Origin of the sequence: Carnobacterium divergens (assembly GCF_900258435.1) — a bacterium.
Taxonomy (GTDB): domain Bacteria; phylum Bacillota; class Bacilli; order Lactobacillales; family Carnobacteriaceae; genus Carnobacterium; species Carnobacterium divergens_A.
In genome coordinates this window covers 539,746-555,282 of record NZ_LT992558.1, presented here as the reverse complement: position 1 = coordinate 555,282, position 15,537 = coordinate 539,746, and the positions used below count along the sequence as shown (strand labels likewise).

Annotated in this window: 22 protein-coding genes; 1 reads left to right on the top strand and 21 read right to left on the bottom strand. The window is 37.5% G+C overall.

The window, feature by feature from the left end; genetic code table 11:
- Nucleotides 1-2: 2 nt before the first annotated feature.
- The 20 genes from rplE to rpsL all read right to left on the bottom strand — a co-directional run bounded on the left by rplE (nt 3) and on the right by rpsL (nt 13,168).
- Entirely contained in the window at nt 3-542 is a 540-nt protein-coding gene (rplE, locus tag CDIMF43_RS03125; RefSeq protein ID WP_034572106.1) for a 50S ribosomal protein L5, read from the bottom strand.
- Between the two features lie 27 nt (nt 543-569).
- On the bottom strand, nt 570-881 hold the full coding sequence (rplX, locus tag CDIMF43_RS03120; protein ID WP_034572108.1) for a 50S ribosomal protein L24: 312 nt from the start codon (nt 879-881) through the stop codon (nt 570-572).
- A 35-nt stretch (nt 882-916) separates the two neighbouring features.
- Nucleotides 917-1,285 (bottom strand): 50S ribosomal protein L14, encoded by a 369-nt coding sequence (rplN, locus tag CDIMF43_RS03115; RefSeq protein ID WP_034562452.1) that lies wholly within the window; start codon nt 1,283-1,285, stop codon nt 917-919.
- A 53-nt stretch (nt 1,286-1,338) separates the two neighbouring features.
- Nucleotides 1,339-1,605, bottom strand: coding sequence for a 30S ribosomal protein S17 (gene rpsQ / locus CDIMF43_RS03110; protein WP_034572110.1), 267 nt, complete (start codon nt 1,603-1,605; stop codon nt 1,339-1,341).
- A 33-nt stretch (nt 1,606-1,638) separates the two neighbouring features.
- Nucleotides 1,639-1,833: a 50S ribosomal protein L29 gene (gene rpmC / locus CDIMF43_RS03105; protein WP_034572113.1), complete on the bottom strand. Its 195-nt coding sequence runs from the start codon at nt 1,831-1,833 to the stop codon at nt 1,639-1,641.
- Nucleotides 1,823-2,257 carry a 50S ribosomal protein L16 gene (gene rplP / locus CDIMF43_RS03100; RefSeq protein WP_074402174.1) on the bottom strand — a complete coding sequence of 145 codons (435 nt, stop codon included), beginning with the start codon at nt 2,255-2,257 and terminating at the stop codon, nt 1,823-1,825. Before rplP ends, rpmC begins: the two co-directional genes overlap by 11 nt.
- A 2-nt stretch (nt 2,258-2,259) precedes the next feature.
- Nucleotides 2,260-2,916 carry a 30S ribosomal protein S3 gene (rpsC, locus tag CDIMF43_RS03095; RefSeq protein WP_034572119.1) on the bottom strand — a complete coding sequence of 219 codons (657 nt, stop codon included), beginning with the start codon at nt 2,914-2,916 and terminating at the stop codon, nt 2,260-2,262.
- A gap of 3 nt (nt 2,917-2,919) precedes the next feature.
- Nucleotides 2,920-3,276: a 50S ribosomal protein L22 gene (rplV, locus tag CDIMF43_RS03090; protein WP_034572121.1), complete on the bottom strand. Its 357-nt coding sequence runs from the start codon at nt 3,274-3,276 to the stop codon at nt 2,920-2,922.
- A gap of 20 nt (nt 3,277-3,296) precedes the next feature.
- Nucleotides 3,297-3,575 carry a 30S ribosomal protein S19 gene (gene rpsS / locus CDIMF43_RS03085; protein ID WP_074402173.1) on the bottom strand — a complete coding sequence of 93 codons (279 nt, stop codon included), beginning with the start codon at nt 3,573-3,575 and terminating at the stop codon, nt 3,297-3,299.
- Nucleotides 3,576-3,631: 56 nt separating this feature from the next.
- Entirely contained in the window at nt 3,632-4,465 is an 834-nt protein-coding gene (gene rplB, locus CDIMF43_RS03080) for a 50S ribosomal protein L2 (protein WP_034572125.1), read from the bottom strand.
- A gap of 37 nt (nt 4,466-4,502) precedes the next feature.
- Nucleotides 4,503-4,787 (bottom strand): 50S ribosomal protein L23, encoded by a 285-nt coding sequence (gene rplW / locus CDIMF43_RS03075; protein ID WP_034572128.1) that lies wholly within the window; start codon nt 4,785-4,787, stop codon nt 4,503-4,505.
- Nucleotides 4,787-5,410 carry a 50S ribosomal protein L4 gene (gene rplD, locus CDIMF43_RS03070; RefSeq protein WP_034572132.1) on the bottom strand — a complete coding sequence of 208 codons (624 nt, stop codon included), beginning with the start codon at nt 5,408-5,410 and terminating at the stop codon, nt 4,787-4,789. Before rplD ends, rplW begins: the two co-directional genes overlap by 1 nt.
- Before the next feature lie 25 nt (nt 5,411-5,435).
- Nucleotides 5,436-6,071: a 50S ribosomal protein L3 gene (gene rplC / locus CDIMF43_RS03065; protein ID WP_074402172.1), complete on the bottom strand. Its 636-nt coding sequence runs from the start codon at nt 6,069-6,071 to the stop codon at nt 5,436-5,438.
- Nucleotides 6,072-6,119: 48 nt separating this feature from the next.
- Entirely contained in the window at nt 6,120-6,428 is a 309-nt protein-coding gene (gene rpsJ / locus CDIMF43_RS03060; RefSeq protein ID WP_010052046.1) for a 30S ribosomal protein S10, read from the bottom strand.
- A gap of 273 nt (nt 6,429-6,701) precedes the next feature.
- Nucleotides 6,702-7,316 (bottom strand): DUF1361 domain-containing protein, encoded by a 615-nt coding sequence (locus tag CDIMF43_RS03055; RefSeq protein ID WP_074402171.1) that lies wholly within the window; start codon nt 7,314-7,316, stop codon nt 6,702-6,704.
- 132 nt (nt 7,317-7,448) lie between these two features.
- Nucleotides 7,449-8,468, bottom strand: a complete 1,020-nt coding sequence (locus tag CDIMF43_RS03050; protein WP_074402170.1) for a branched-chain amino acid aminotransferase — start codon at nt 8,466-8,468, stop codon at nt 7,449-7,451.
- Between the two features lie 227 nt (nt 8,469-8,695).
- Nucleotides 8,696-9,883 carry an elongation factor Tu gene (tuf, locus tag CDIMF43_RS03045; RefSeq protein WP_074402169.1) on the bottom strand — a complete coding sequence of 396 codons (1,188 nt, stop codon included), beginning with the start codon at nt 9,881-9,883 and terminating at the stop codon, nt 8,696-8,698.
- A 146-nt stretch (nt 9,884-10,029) separates the two neighbouring features.
- On the bottom strand, nt 10,030-12,111 hold the full coding sequence (fusA, locus tag CDIMF43_RS03040) for an elongation factor G (RefSeq protein WP_074402168.1): 2,082 nt from the start codon (nt 12,109-12,111) through the stop codon (nt 10,030-10,032).
- A gap of 122 nt (nt 12,112-12,233) precedes the next feature.
- On the bottom strand, nt 12,234-12,704 hold the full coding sequence (gene rpsG, locus CDIMF43_RS03035) for a 30S ribosomal protein S7 (protein WP_034572147.1): 471 nt from the start codon (nt 12,702-12,704) through the stop codon (nt 12,234-12,236).
- Nucleotides 12,705-12,754: 50 nt separating this feature from the next.
- Nucleotides 12,755-13,168 carry a 30S ribosomal protein S12 gene (gene rpsL / locus CDIMF43_RS03030; RefSeq protein ID WP_034572150.1) on the bottom strand — a complete coding sequence of 138 codons (414 nt, stop codon included), beginning with the start codon at nt 13,166-13,168 and terminating at the stop codon, nt 12,755-12,757.
- Nucleotides 13,169-13,497: 329 nt separating this feature from the next.
- Here rpsL and CDIMF43_RS03025 point away from each other — a divergent pair, with 329 nt between their 5' ends.
- Entirely contained in the window at nt 13,498-14,211 is a 714-nt protein-coding gene (locus CDIMF43_RS03025; protein ID WP_109841159.1) for a prepilin peptidase, read from the top strand.
- A 42-nt stretch (nt 14,212-14,253) separates the two neighbouring features.
- Here CDIMF43_RS03025 and CDIMF43_RS03020 read toward each other — a convergent pair whose 3' ends face one another.
- Nucleotides 14,254-15,423 (bottom strand): SAM-dependent methyltransferase, encoded by a 1,170-nt coding sequence (locus tag CDIMF43_RS03020; protein WP_074402166.1) that lies wholly within the window; start codon nt 15,421-15,423, stop codon nt 14,254-14,256.
- Nucleotides 15,424-15,537: the final 114 nt, after the last annotated feature.

The window sequence follows — 15,537 nt, the reverse complement described above, 5'->3', positions numbered from 1 at the left end:
TTTTATTTTTGGAATGGCATTCCAAGTTGTGTTAAAAGTTCGCGTGATTCTTCGTCTGTGTTTGCAGTTGTTACAATAACAATATCCATTCCGCGGACTTTGTCTACCATATCGTAGTCAACTTCTGGGAAGATTAATTGTTCTTTGATTCCTAGCGTGTAGTTACCACGTCCATCGAAAGCTTTTTTAGAAACTCCGTGGAAGTCACGTACACGAGGTAATGAAACTGAAACTAATTTGTCTAAGAATTCATACATTCTTTCGCCACGTAAAGTTACTTTAGTGCCGATTGGCATTCCTTCACGTAAACGGAATCCAGCGATTGATTTTTTAGCTTTAGTGATCAATGGTTTTTGACCAGAGATTACAGTTAATTCGTCAACAGCTTTGTCTAAGTTTTTAGCGTTTGAAACAGCATCACCCACACCCATGTTAATAACGATTTTATCAACTTTAGGAGCTTGCATTACTGATTTATAACTAAATTTTTCCATCATTGATGGAGTAATTTCTTTGATATATTTTTCTTTAAGGCGGTTCATGAAGTTAGTACCTCCTTCCTAATAGTATTATTTATCTAGAACTTCACCGGTTTTTTTAGAAACACGTACTTTTTTGCCGTCTTCAACTTTAAAGCCAACACGAGTTGGTTCATTTGTTTTAGGGTCAATAAGCATTACGTTTGATACGTGGATAGGAGCTTCCGTTTCAAGAATTCCACCTTGTGGATTTGCTGAATTCGGTTTTTGATGTTTTTTCATCATGTTGATTCCTTCAACGATCACGCGATCTTTTTTAGGGAAAGCTTTTAAAATTACGCCTTCTTTACCTTTGTCTTTACCAGTAATAACTTTAACTTTGTCACCAGTTTTTACGATCATGTTTTTCTCGCACCTCCTTCATGGATGGTTGTATATTAAAGAACTTCTGGAGCTAGTGAAACGATCTTCATGAAGTTGTTGTCACGTAATTCGCGAGCAACAGGTCCAAAGATACGTGTTCCACGTGGGCTCTTGTCATCACGGATGATAACACAAGCATTTTCATCAAATTTAATGTAAGAACCGTCTGCACGACGAGCTCCTGTTTTAGTACGAACGATTACTGCACGTACAACTTCACCTTTTTTGACAACGCCACCTGGTGTAGCGTGTTTAACAGTACACACGATTACATCACCAATGTTCGCAGTCTTACGGCCAGATCCGCCTAAAACTTTAATAGTTAAGACTTCACGAGCGCCTGAGTTATCAGCAACTTTTAAACGACTTTCTTGTTGGATCACTTCAGTATCCTCCTTTCGGAATTAGAAATCTCTTTGTCTCATCAAAACTTGTTTTAGATAACTACTGCTTCTTCAACAATTTCTACTAAACGGAAACGTTTTGTAGCTGATAATGGACGAGTTTCCATAATTTTTACGATATCTCCAGTTTTTGCAGCGTTATTTTCATCATGCGCTTTAAATTTCTTAGAGTATTTTACACGTTTACCATAGATGCCGTGTTTTTTATAAGTTGCAATTTCAACAACGATGGTTTTATCCATTTTGTCAGAAACAACACGTCCTTGGTAAACTTTACGTTGATTACGTTCTTCACTCATTTAGATGTGGCCTCCTTTGCTTACTAGTCTCAACTATTTTTGTAATTCACTTTGACGTAACGCAGTTTTAATGCGTGCAATCGATTTGCGAACTTCACTTAAGCGAGCAGTATTTTCTAATTGACCAGTCGCTAATTGGAATCGTAGATTGAATAATTCTTCTTTATATTCTTTCTCTTTTTCAACCATTTCAGCAGTGGATAACTCTTTAAGTTCATTAGCCTTCATTCGATTCACCACCAATTTCTTTACGTTTTACAATCTTAGTTTTAACTGGTAATTTGTGAGATGCTAAGCGTAATGCTTCGCGAGCCACTTCTTCTGATACGCCGTCAATTTCAAACATGATCTTGCCGCGTTTTACTGGTGCTACCCAACCTTCAGGTGCCCCTTTACCAGAACCCATACGAACTCCGATTGCTTTTGCAGTATATGATTTATGAGGGAAGATTTTAATCCATACTTTCCCACCACGTTTCATATAACGAGTCATAGCAATACGGGCTGCTTCGATTTGGCGGTTAGTAATCCAGTGTGAATCTACTGCTTGTAAACCCCATTGACCAAAAGTTACTTCTTTTCCACCTTTTGCTTCACCACGCATTTTACCTCTAAACTCACGACGGTGTTTAACACGTTTAGGTACTAACATGATTATTTCCCTCCTTTCTCAGCGTTCTTTTTTGTAGGAAGTACTTCTCCACGGTGAATCCAAACTTTAACGCCTAGTTTACCGTAAGTAGTGTCTGCTTCTTCCCATGCGTAGTCGATATCGGCACGCAATGTATGAAGAGGTACAGTTCCTTCAGAATAGCTTTCCGCACGTGCGATGTCTGCTCCGTTTAAACGACCAGAAACTTGCGTTTTGATCCCTTTAGCGCCAGAACGCATTGTGCGTTGAATTGCTTGTTTTTGAGCACGACGAAATGCTACACGGTTTTCTAATTGACGTGCAATTCCTTCGCCTACTAATTTAGCATCTAAATCAGGTTTTTTGATTTCAACGATGTTGATGTGAACTCGTTTACCTGTTAATTGGTTTAAGTTTTTACGTAACGATTCAACTTCAGAACCACCTTTACCGATAACCATTCCTGGTTTAGCAGTGTGAACTGATACGTTTACGCGGTTAGCGGCACGTTCAATCTCAACGGTTGAAACAGCTGCATCGCTTAAGTTTTTAGCAATGTATTTACGGATACGTAAATCTTCGTGTAAATAGTTAGCATATTCTTTCTCTGCATACCATTTAGCATCCCAATCACGGATAACGCCAACACGTAAACCTATTGGATTAATTTTTTGACCCACTGATTACCCCTCCTTTTTTTCTGATACCACGATTGTAATGTGGCTTGTACGTTTCATAATTGGTGAAGCTGAACCTTTTGCACGTGGACGGAAGCGTTTCATTGTTGGTCCTTCGTTTGCATAAGCTTCGCTAATCACTAAGTTTTCTACGTCTAAATCGTAGTTGTGTTCTGCATTAGCTACTGCTGACATTAGTACTTTCTCAACAGGTACTGAAGCACCATTTGGAGTGAATTTCAAGATTGAAATTGCTTCTCCTATGCTTTTTCCTCTGATAAGATCGATAACTAAACGAACTTTTCGAGCTGAAATGCGAACAGTATTTGCAGTTGCTTTAGCTGCTGTAATTTGTTCTGACATGAGTAATCCTCCCCTCGATATTAACGTCTAGTTTTTTTGTCATCCGCAGCATGTCCGCGGTATGTTCTTGTTGGTGCAAATTCACCTAGTTTGTGGCCTACCATATCTTCTTGAATATATACTGGCACATGTTTACGTCCATCATATACTGCAATAGTGTATCCAACAAAGCTTGGAAAAATTGTTGAACGGCGTGACCAAGTTTTAACAACGTGTTTTTTTTCACTTTCAACGAGAGCATCCATTTTTTTCATTAGGTGCTCATCAATAAAAGGTCCTTTTTTTAAACTACGTCCCATGGTTGAACCTCCTTCTATTCGGTTGCTAACTGGCTTGTCGCCAGTTAACATTATTTTTATTTAGTTTTACGACGACGAACGATAAATTTATCTGATTTAGCTTTTTTGTTACGAGTTTTGTAACCAAGAGCTGGTTGACCCCAAGGAGAAACTGGAGCTTTACGTCCGATTGGAGCTTTACCTTCACCACCACCGTGTGGGTGATCGTTAGGGTTCATTACAGATCCACGAACTGTAGGACGTTTGCCCATCCAACGTGAACGACCTGCTTTACCAATATTGATTAATTCGTGTTGTTCGTTACCAACAGAACCGATTGTTGCACGGCATGTTGCTAAGATCATGCGAACTTCACCAGAGTTTAAGCGAACTAATACGTATTTGCCTTCTTTACCAAGTACTTGAGCACTTGTTCCAGCTGAACGAACTAATTGTCCACCTTTACCAGGTTTCATTTCAATATTGTGGATAACAGTACCTACTGGAATGTTTTCCAATGGTAATGCGTTTCCGATTTTGATATCTGCGTCTTTACCAGAGAAGACACGTTGTCCTACTTCAATTCCTTTTGGTGCAATGATATACGTTTTAATACCATCAGTATAGTGAATTAGGGCAATGTTAGCTGAACGGTTTGGATCATATTCAACTGTTTTTACGATACCAGCGATATCGTCTTTGTTACGTTTGAAGTCAATCACACGGTATTGGCGTTTGTGACCACCACCATGATGACGAACAGTAATTCTACCATTATTGTTACGGCCAGCAGTTTTTTTAGTTGATTCTAACAAAGTCTTTTCAGGCGTTGTTGAAGTGATTTCAGCGAAATCTGAACCAGTCATATTACGACGACCGTTTGTGGTAGGTTTATACTTTCTAATTCCCAAGTGTTTTCCCTCCCGATATTTATTTTTAAGCTTTTAATTAAGCTTCAAAAAATTGAATTTCTTTAGATTCAGCTGTTAAAGTTACGATAGCTTTACGACGTTTTTTAGTGTATCCAGCGTATTTACCCATACGTTTTAATTTCCCACGTACATTCATGATATTTACGTTTTCAACTTTAACATCGAAAATTTCTTCAACTGCTTGTTTTACTAACGTTTTATTAGCGCGAACATCTACTTCGAAAGTGTATTTCTTGTCATCTGTAACAAGCATTGATTTCTCAGTGATGATTGGGCGTAAAATTATGTCACGTACATTCATTATTGAAGAGCCTCCTCTACCTTAGTAAGAGCAGTCTGTGTTAAAATCATTTTTTTGTTTGAAACAACATCTAGTACAGTAACGTTGTCATGAGCTACTACTGTAACTCCTGGAATGTTACGTGCTGATAATGTTGCAAAGTCGTTAGTGTCTTCAACAACAACTAATACTTTTGAATCAACGTTAAGATTTTTTAACACTTGTGCAAATTCTTTTGTTTTTGGTGCATCAAAGTTCAATGCGTCAACAACGATTAGGTCTTGTTCCGCTACTTTAGTAGAAAGAACAGATTTAATCGCTAAGCGACGAACTTTTTTAGGAAGTTTATAGCTGTATGAACGAGGTGTTGGTCCGAAGACAACGCCACCGCCACGCCATTGTGGAGATCTGATTGACCCTTGACGAGCACGACCAGTTCCTTTTTGACGCCATGGTTTACGTCCACCACCGCGGACAGCACTACGGTTTTTAACCGAGTGATTTCCTTGTCTTAATGAAGCGCGTTGCATGATGATTGCATCAAAAACAACGTTTTCGTTTGGTTCGATACCGAAAATTGCGTCGTTTAAAGTAACTTCGCCGTTTTGTGTACCGTCTTGCTTAAATAATGCTACATTAGCCATTCCTTAGTTCCTCCTCTCTTCTCTATTATTTAGCTGCTGATTTAAGAGCAGTTTTGATTTGGATTAACGATTTTTTAGCTCCAGGAACATTACCTTTAATTAAGATAACATTTTTTTCTACGTCAACACGGACGATTTCAAGGTTTTGAATCGTAATACGATTTCCACCCATACGACCTGGTAATAATTTACGTTTAAATACTCTATTAGGAGCAACTGGACCCATTGAACCAGGACGACGGTGGTAACGAGAACCGTGGGCCATTGGGCCGCGGCTTTGTCCGTGACGTTTGATAACGCCTTGGAAACCTTTACCTTTAGAAGTCCCTGTGACATCAACGATGTCTCCTGCTTCAAATACATCAACTTTAATTTCTTGTCCTACTTCGTATTCTCCAAGCTCTACATCGTTAAATTCACGAATGAAGCGCTTAGGAGTAGCATTTGCTTTTGCTACATGACCTTTAGCAGGTTTGTTTGACAATACTTCACGTTTATCTTGGTAACCCACTTGAACTGCTTCGTATCCATCGTTTTCCATTGTTTTTAATTGTAAAACAACGTTTGGAGTAGATTCGATTACTGTTACTGGGATTAATTCACCATTTTCAGTGAAGACTTGCGTCATTCCTACTTTTCTTCCTAAGATTCCTTTGGTCATGAGTACACCTCCATTATAATTAGTTTAGTTTTTTTGTCTTGCGGGGTATTACAGTTTAATTTCGATGTCTACGCCACTTGGTAAATCAAGTTTCATTAATGCATCAACAGTTTTTGGTGTTGGATTAACGATATCGATTAAACGTTTGTGAGTACGCATTTCGAATTGTTCGCGAGAATCTTTGTATTTATGAGTCGCACGAATAACAGTGTAGAGTGTTCTTTCAGTTGGCAATGGAATTGGACCAGACACGCTAGCACCAGTTCTTTTTGCTGTTTCTACAATTTTATCCGCTGATTGATCTAAAATACGGTGTTCATACGCTTTCAAACGGATACGAATCTTTTGTTTTGCCATTTTTGTTTTCCCTCCTTCGCCTATTCTTAAGAAATTAGACATTGCTCCACGAAAATTTCTGGCACGCCCTTCCGTGACAAAGCGGCCGGGTGTGTCACAACCTCTCGTTTCATAGCCGCAGGTATTCTTTCGAATTACCTCAGTGCGATTTGCTCTACAAATTCAGCACCTTTATCATTATACAAAGAACACACATAAATTACAAGCTTTTTCTGTTGATTTATCTAGGTTTTTTCTAATTTCTTCAATACTTGTTTTGAAAAGGGTTTCAACTCAGACGTTCTTTTTTGCCATTTGATACAAAAACAGGATAACTAAATGCAACAATGTGAATACTCCAACAAAATGGACCATTTCTAAATCAATTGTATCAAGTACGGTATTCATCGTCCCTGTAAAATCTGTAATTAAATACACTGTATGAATTCGTAAAAAACGCCCTAAATAAATCGCATACGCACTTAATATAGAAAGAACAACATAAAAACCACTTAGTAACACAATTTTATTTCCAATTATTGTCTGTTTTAGTTTAGTAGTAATAGCCGTTAAACTTTCGAATCCCATAAAAACACCTAGCATAATTCCTGCTGTTAATAACGAAAAATGAAAATAAACATCTGGACTGCTAATCGTCATCCCCACTGCGGACAAATGAAAAAAATCAGTCAACATGTAAAATGCATTTGGGTAGAATAAAAGCCACCCCACAAATAAAGCAATTGAAAGGATTTTTTGTTTGCTTTTAGCGTATAGCCACGAAATTTCTAGTGGAATATAGGCAAGACCCACATTTAAAATTAAAAATTGATATCGGTTTTCTGTAAAGTACACAAGACAAAAGAATAAAATGACCATTATTCGATAAACCCATTTTTTTGATGCCATCATAAATCCCTCCCAGTTTGTTCAACTTATGTATTATACAATTAAAACTCTTTAAATTTACTTAAGCTTCTGCAAACCTTTTGTTAAATAAAAGAACTAGCAAAAAAGTTCTCTTTGCTAGCTCCAATTCTATTAGACTTTAACGATCCAACCTGCCGGACTTTCGATATCCCCAAATTGAATTCCAGATAACTCTTCGTATAATCGTTGCGTTACAGGACCTACTTCTGTTTCGCTATAAAAAACATGAAAATCATCTCCTACTTGAATACCCGCAATAGGAGAGATTACCGCCGCTGTCCCACAAGCTCCCGCTTCTTTAAATCGATTTAGCTGATCTAAATAAACGTCTCCTTCTATCGCTTCTAAACCTAGCCTATTCTCCGCTAAATAAAGCAATGAATATTTTGTAATGCTTGGCAAAATTGATGGAGAAATAGGTGTGATAAATTGATTTTCTTTTGTAATCCCAAAAAAATTAGCCGATCCTACTTCTTCTATCTTTGTATGTGTTTGAGGGTCTAAATAGATACAATCACTAAATTTCCGATCATGAGCTTCTTTACCTGGTAATAAACTTCCACCATAATTCCCACCAACCTTAGCGGCTCCCGTCCCATTTCCAGCTGCTCGGTCATAGGTTGAAACAATAAAATTAGTTGGAACAAGACCGCCTTTAAAATAAGCCCCTACTGGCATACAAAATATTGAAAATAAATATTCAGGTGCTGCATGTACTCCAATATTATCTCCTATCCCTATCATATACGGCCTTAAATATAACGTACCCCCACTTCCATACGGAGGTATAAACTGTTCATTCGCTTTAACAACTTGCTTACATGCATTTATAAATGTTTCCACAGGAATTTCTGGCATCAACAATCTTCTACAACTCGCTTGCATTCGTTTCGCATTTTCCTCTGGTCGAAATAAATTGATTGATCCATCTTTGCATCGATATGCCTTCAACCCTTCAAAACAAGTTTGACCATAGTGTAACGCTGTTGAACCTTCACTAATATGGACTTGGTTGTCGGTCACTAGCCTGCCATTATCCCACTGACCATCTTTCCAATAAGACAAGTAGCGCTCATCTGTTTTGATATAGTTAAATCCTAAATTATCCCAATCAATTTTTGTTTCACTCATATCTTATCCCCCTAGTTATTTGTTCTATGTATCAGTTTATCACATTTATGGCAAAAAAATGAAATTTAAATGTGAAACGTTTTAATTTAAAAATAAAAAGACCTGCTATTGTATAAATAGCAGGTCTTTTTCTCGGATGGGCACGCATTGCACAAAGGCAATGACTAGAGTATTTTTTGAGATGTTTGGTTCATCTTATTTTGAAAACTTAATTGCTTAAGTTTTGACTATGCTTCGATTTCAGCTACAACGCCGGCTCCAACTGTACGTCCGCCTTCACGGATAGAGAAGTTAGTTCCTGCTTCGATAGCGATTGGGTTGATAAGAGTAACGTCGATAGTAACGTTATCTCCAGGCATTACCATTTCAACGCCTTCAGGTAATTCACAAACACCAGTAACGTCAGTTGTACGGAAGTAGAACTGTGGACGGTAGTTAGTGAAGAATGGAGTGTGACGTCCACCCTCTTCTTTTGATAATACATAAATTTCAGCTTTAAATTTAGTATGTGGAGTGATTGTACCTGGTTTAGATAATACTTGACCACGTTCGATATCTTCACGAGCAACACCACGTAGTAATGCGCCAATGTTATCTCCAGCTTGTGCGTAATCTAATAATTTACGGAACATTTCAACACCTGTAACAGTTGTTTTAGTAGGTGCTTCAGTGATACCAACGATTTCAACTTCTTCACCAACACGTACTTCACCACGTTCAACACGGCCTGTAGCAACAGTACCACGTCCAGTGATTGAGAATACATCCTCAACTGGCATCATGAATGGTTTTTCAGTATCACGTTGTGGAGTAGGGATATACTCATCAACAGCAGCCATTAATTCTAGAACTTTTTCTTCGTATGAAGCGTCGCCTTCTAGAGCTTTAAGAGCAGAACCAGCGATAACTGGAGTGTCGTCACCTGGGAAATCGTATTCTGTTAATAAGTCACGAACTTCCATTTCTACTAATTCTAATAATTCTTCGTCATCAACCATGTCAACTTTGTTTAAGAAAACAACGATGTATGGAACACCAACTTGACGAGAAAGTAAGATGTGCTCACGAGTTTGTGGCATTGGACCATCAGCAGCAGATACTACTAAGATAGCTCCATCCATTTGTGCAGCACCAGTGATCATGTTTTTAACATAATCCGCGTGTCCTGGGCAATCTACGTGTGCGTAGTGACGAGTTTCAGTTTCATACTCGATGTGTGAAGTATTAATTGTAATACCACGTTCTTTTTCTTCAGGAGCGTTATCGATATCAGCATAGTTTTGTGCTGCACCGCCACCGTGTTTTGATAATACAGTTGCAATTGCAGCTGTTAAAGTTGTTTTACCATGGTCAACGTGTCCGATAGTACCGATGTTAACATGGGCTTTTGAGCGATCAAAGGTTTCTTTTGCCATTTTAATATTTCCTCCTCATATTGAGTTATAGATTTTTATTTTTGTTATAAACAACAAATAGAGCAAACTCTTTTCACTGTTTATAAGAAATTATATAGGTTGTTTCAAAGAAAATCAACCGTTAGAAACGAAAGACTAAGCTGAGCTTAGTTGCCACCGTTTTTGCTGATGATTTCTTCTTGAATTGATTTTGGTAGATCTTCATAATGATCAAATACCATCATGAATGTTCCACGTCCTTGTGTTGATGAACGCAATGTTGTCGCATATCCAAACATGTTAGCTAAAGGAACAATCGCATTAACGATTTGTGAGTTACCATGAGCTTCCATACCTTCAACACGTCCACGACGAGCAGTAATGTGTCCCATAATATCACCTAGGTAATCTTCTGGTACTGTAACAATTACTTTCATCATTGGTTCAAGAATTACAGGATTTGCTTTTTTAGCAGCTGCTTTTAAGGCCATTGATGCGGCAACTTTAAAGGCAGTTTCATTTGAATCGACATCATGGTAAGAACCATCATAAAGTTTCGCTTTAATATCTACTAATGGATATCCAGCAAGAACCCCATTGTCTAATGAACCTTCCAAACCAGCTTTAACAGCAGGAATGTATTCACGAGGAACAACCCCTCCGACAATTGCGTTTTCAAATTCAAAGCCTGCTCCTTCTTCATTCGGTGTAAATTCAATCCATACGTGACCGTATTGACCTTTACCACCCGATTGACGAACGAACTTACCTTCTGCTTTTGTAGAACCACGGAATGTTTCACGATAAGATACTTGAGGAGCACCTACGCTAGCATCCACATTAAACTCACGACGCATACGGTCTACTAATACATCTAAATGTAATTCACCCATACCCGAGATAACAGTTTCACCTGTTTCAGCGTTTGTTTCAACGCGGAATGAAGGATCTTCTTCTGCAAGTTTTTGTAATGCAATACCCATTTTATCTTGGTCAGCTTTTGATTTAGGCTCAACAGCGACTTGGATAACTGGTTCTGGGAATTCGATAGATTCAAGAATAACTGGCGCTTCTAACGCACATAATGTATCACCAGTTGTTGTGTCTTTAAGACCAACAGCAGCAGCGATATCTCCTGAATAAACTTTATCGATTTCTTTACGTGTATTTGCATGCATTTGTAGAATACGACCAACACGTTCTTTTTTGTTTTTAGAAGCGTTCAAAACATATGAACCACTTTCAAGAACACCAGAGTACACGCGGAAGAAAGTTAGACGACCAACAAATGGGTCTGTCATTACTTTAAATGCTAATGAAGCAAATGGAGCTGAATCGTCAGCAGGACGAGTTGTTTCCTCTTCTGTTTTAACGTCAGTTCCTTTAATAGCTTCAACATCAAGTGGTGATGGTAGGTAATCAAGAACTGCATCAAGCATTAATTGAACCCCTTTATTTTTAAAGGCAGAACCAGCCATTACTGGGAAGAATTCAACGTTAATCGTTGCTTGGCGGATACCCGCTTTTAATTCTTCTTCAGTGATTTCTTCACCGTCAAGATATTTCATCATTAAGTCTTCATCAGTTTCAACAACTGCTTCGATTAGTTTTTTACGCCATTCGTTAGCTGCTTCTACATATTCTTCAGGGATTTCTGTTTCTTGGATATCTGTCCCTAAATCATTTGTATAAATTTCAGCTTTCATTTTGACTAAGTCAATAATACCAGTGAAATCGTCTTCAGCGCCGATTGGCAATTGAATTGGATGTGCATTGGCTTGTAAACGTTCGTGTAATGAATTTACTGAATATAAGAAATCTGCACCAATTTTATCCATCTTGTTACAGAAAACAATACGTGGAACTCTATAGTCAGTCGCTTGACGCCAAACTGTTTCAGTTTGAGGCTCAACTCCTGATTGTGAATCAAGAACGGTTACAGCACCATCTAATACGCGTAGAGAACGTTGAACTTCAATTGTGAAATCCACGTGTCCAGGAGTATCGATAATGTTTACACGGTAATTTTTCCATTCTGCTGTTGTTGCAGCAGATGTAATTGTAATACCACGTTCTTGCTCTTGTTCCATCCAGTCCATTTGTGATGCACCTTCATGCGTTTCACCAATTTTATGGATTTTACCAGTATAGTATAAAATACGCTCTGTCGTTGTAGTTTTACCTGCATCAACGTGAGCCATGATACCGATATTACGGGTTTTTTCTAGAGAAAATTCTCTATTTGCCATAATTATTTTTAACTCCTCTCTATATCTTAGTAACTTGATAAGAAGGAAGACTCTATAATGTTATAAAATTCCCAATCAAAGGTCGTCTACTATAATAGTAGAGACCTTTTAAAGAGAAAATTTTACCAACGGTAGTGAGCAAACGCTTTGTTCGCTTCTGCCATTTTATGAGTATCTTCACGTTTTTTAACTGCAGCACCAGTATTGTTAGCTGCATCCATGATTTCTTTAGCAAGACGTTGTTCCATAGTATCTTCTCCGCGTAAGCGAGAGTAGTTTACTAACCAACGTAAACCTAAAGTAGTACGACGATCGCTACGAACTTCGACAGGGACTTGATAGTTAGAACCCCCAACACGACGAGCTTTAACTTCAAGAACAGGCATGATGTTTTTCATTGCTTGTTCGAAAACTTCCATAGGATCATTGCCAGTTTGTTCTTTAATAACATCAAAAGAGCTATAAAGAATAGTAGCAGCTTTTCCACGTTTACCATCAACCATTAAACGGTTAATTAAACGAGTTACTAATTTTGAATTATACATTGGATCAGGTAACACATCACGTTTAGTAATAGGACCTTTACGAGGCATCCAAATTCCTCCTTTCGATAATAGTCATTTTATAGTTCATAAATTTTAGTTTAAGCTTTTGGTTTTTTAGCTCCATATTTAGAACGGCTTTGTTTACGGTCTGTAACACCGGCAGTATCTAAAGCACCACGTACAACGTGATAACGAACTCCTGGTAAATCTTTTACACGTCCACCACGAATAAGAACCACACTGTGTTCTTGTAAGTTATGTCCGATACCTGGAATATAAGCTGTTACTTCAAGCAAGTTTGACAAACGTACACGCGCGTATTTACGTAACGCTGAGTTAGGTTTTTTAGGAGTCATAGTTCCTACACGAGTACACACACCACGTTTTTGAGGTGAGCTAGTGTTTGTTTGTGATTTTTTGAAGCTGTTGTAACCTTTATTCAAAGCTGGAGAATCTGATTTTTCCATTTTTGCTTTACGAGGTTTACGTACTAATTGATTAATAGTAGGCATTTTTAGTTTCCTCCTTCCCTATGTTATCATTCTAAGTCCACACATCCAGGTGGTTCCTTTTTTTGCAAAAAAATAATTGCTATAATTGCAACCTTTTCCCATCAGTGTTTTAATGATGGCCCTTGTAACAGTCAGAACGACTGATTCACAGGAATCTGTCTACAAAAGCACCTTAGAAAGCATACCATGTTTCAGGCTTTTTTGTCAATCAATTTCATTAAAAATATAAACTTTTTTTGAAATCGGCTTGATGTACCTTTTTTTAATGGTAATCCGTATTTTTTACGGATAGTATTTTTAGACTATTTAAGAGGATTGGAGTGCTTGTTATGTTGATTTTAGCGTTTCTTTTTATAATTGGATGTTGCTTTGGCTCATTTATTTTAGTTGCTAGCTTAAGAATACCTACAGGAGAATCAATCGTTAGTCCTCGTTCCCATTGCTTCCGATGCAAAACGATTTTACCTATCTATTCGCTGATTCCTATTTTCTCTTATGCTATTCAGCAAGGGCGCTGTTGCTATTGCAAAACAAAAATACCCATTTATTATCTGGTTGTTGAGATTGTAACTGGCTGTCTCGTAGGTGGAGCGTTTCTTTTATTTAAACACCAACCTTCGGAGCTTTTGTTGGCTTGGACATTAATTATTTTTAGTGTATTTTTTAGTTTAACAGATTTTTTCTACTTGATATTGCCTAATTCTTTTATGTTCCTTTTTTTTATTATTGTCTTTTTAGAATGTTGGTATCGCATGAATTTTCATTTTTTAACGAGTGCTTTCAGCGCTCTTTTGATTGCTGTCGTGCTACTTAGCATTGCTTTAATCACTCAAGAAGGCATAGGTGGTGGAGATATTAAATTCTATTTTGTTTTGACTTGGATTTTGGGGTTTCAAGGTATTTTAACAGCCATAATCATTAGTTGTTTATTAGCAATCATGGCATTTTTTATTATTAACAAAAGAAATCCGTACTCACTAAACAGGAAACTGCCTTTTGCTCCATTCATTAGTATTGGCGCTTTGCTAGTCTTTTGTATATAAAAAAGAAGCAACCATGATACGGTTGCTTCTTTTCGCCATTCATTATTCATACATATATGCTCGAGTCATTGGCAAATCATTCGTGCTTCCTTTTGTTACGAGGTATTGAATTAAATCAATATTCCCTGATTTAAAGGAAGCTGCACAGGCTTGCAAATAGAGGTCCCACATACGGATGAATCGTTCATCTTTTAGTTTGCGAATTTCTGTCAATTGATTGTTAAAGTTTTCGTCCCATATTTCTGTTGTTTTTTGATAATGGCGCCGCAGACTTTCCAAGTCAATAATTTGTAGCTTATTTTCGGTAATGTGACGGACCATTTCAGCAACCCCCGGAACGTAGCCACCAGGAAAAATGTATTTGTTCAACCAACCGTTTGTCGCACCTCCTTGTTGCCTTGAAATCCCATGAATCAGAGCTGTTCCTTTTGGTACCAGTAACGCTTCTATGTCTTTAAAATAAATACTTAAATTCTCCGGTCCAACATGTTCGACCATGCCCACACTTGTAATATGATCAAATTTTTCATGTTTCAATTCACGGTAATCTTCTAATTTTACCGTTACAAGATTTTCTAAATGCTGTTCTTTAATTTTATTATTGATATAGTCGTACTGTTCTTTGCTTAATGTGATTCCTGTTGCTTTGACATTGTACTTTTGAGCAGCTGTTAGAATTAGCGTTCCCCAGCCACAGCCGATGTCCAATAAGGTGTCATGTTTTTTTAAATCGAGTTTATTTAAAATATGCTCTACTTTATTTTGTTGCGCAATTGCTAATGTGTCTTGAGAATTCTTGAAATAAGCACATGAATAGGTCATGGTTTCATCTAACCATAACTTGTAAAAATTGTTTCCTAAATCGTAATGCATTTGAACATCTTGTTTGCTTTTTTGTTCTGTATGAGACATTTTAGGCAGGTATTGGCGAAAATCTTTTTTCCTCATAAAACTTTCTGCGTTTTCATAAGCTGATGCGATTAACGCTTCTAATGAACCTTCTACTTCAATTTTCTGATCCATGTATGCTTCCCCTAATGCAATGGAAGCATTGCTAAGAATATCTTTTGCGGGAATACTTTCGTGAAATGTAATAGTTGTTTTCGGTTCCCCCACCCCGTACACTTCTGTTGTTCCGTCCCAAAAATTCACTTTAACAGGAATAGAAAAAGAATGTCGTAATACTTTTTTGAAAAATTGCTTTTCTAACATGTCTACCGCTCCCTTGTTTGATAACTAATTTAAGACCAAACAATCTTTTAAACCATTTTGACTCCTCATGTCTATTGTAGTCCTCCTTTTTTTAGTTTTCCAATTATAACCCTT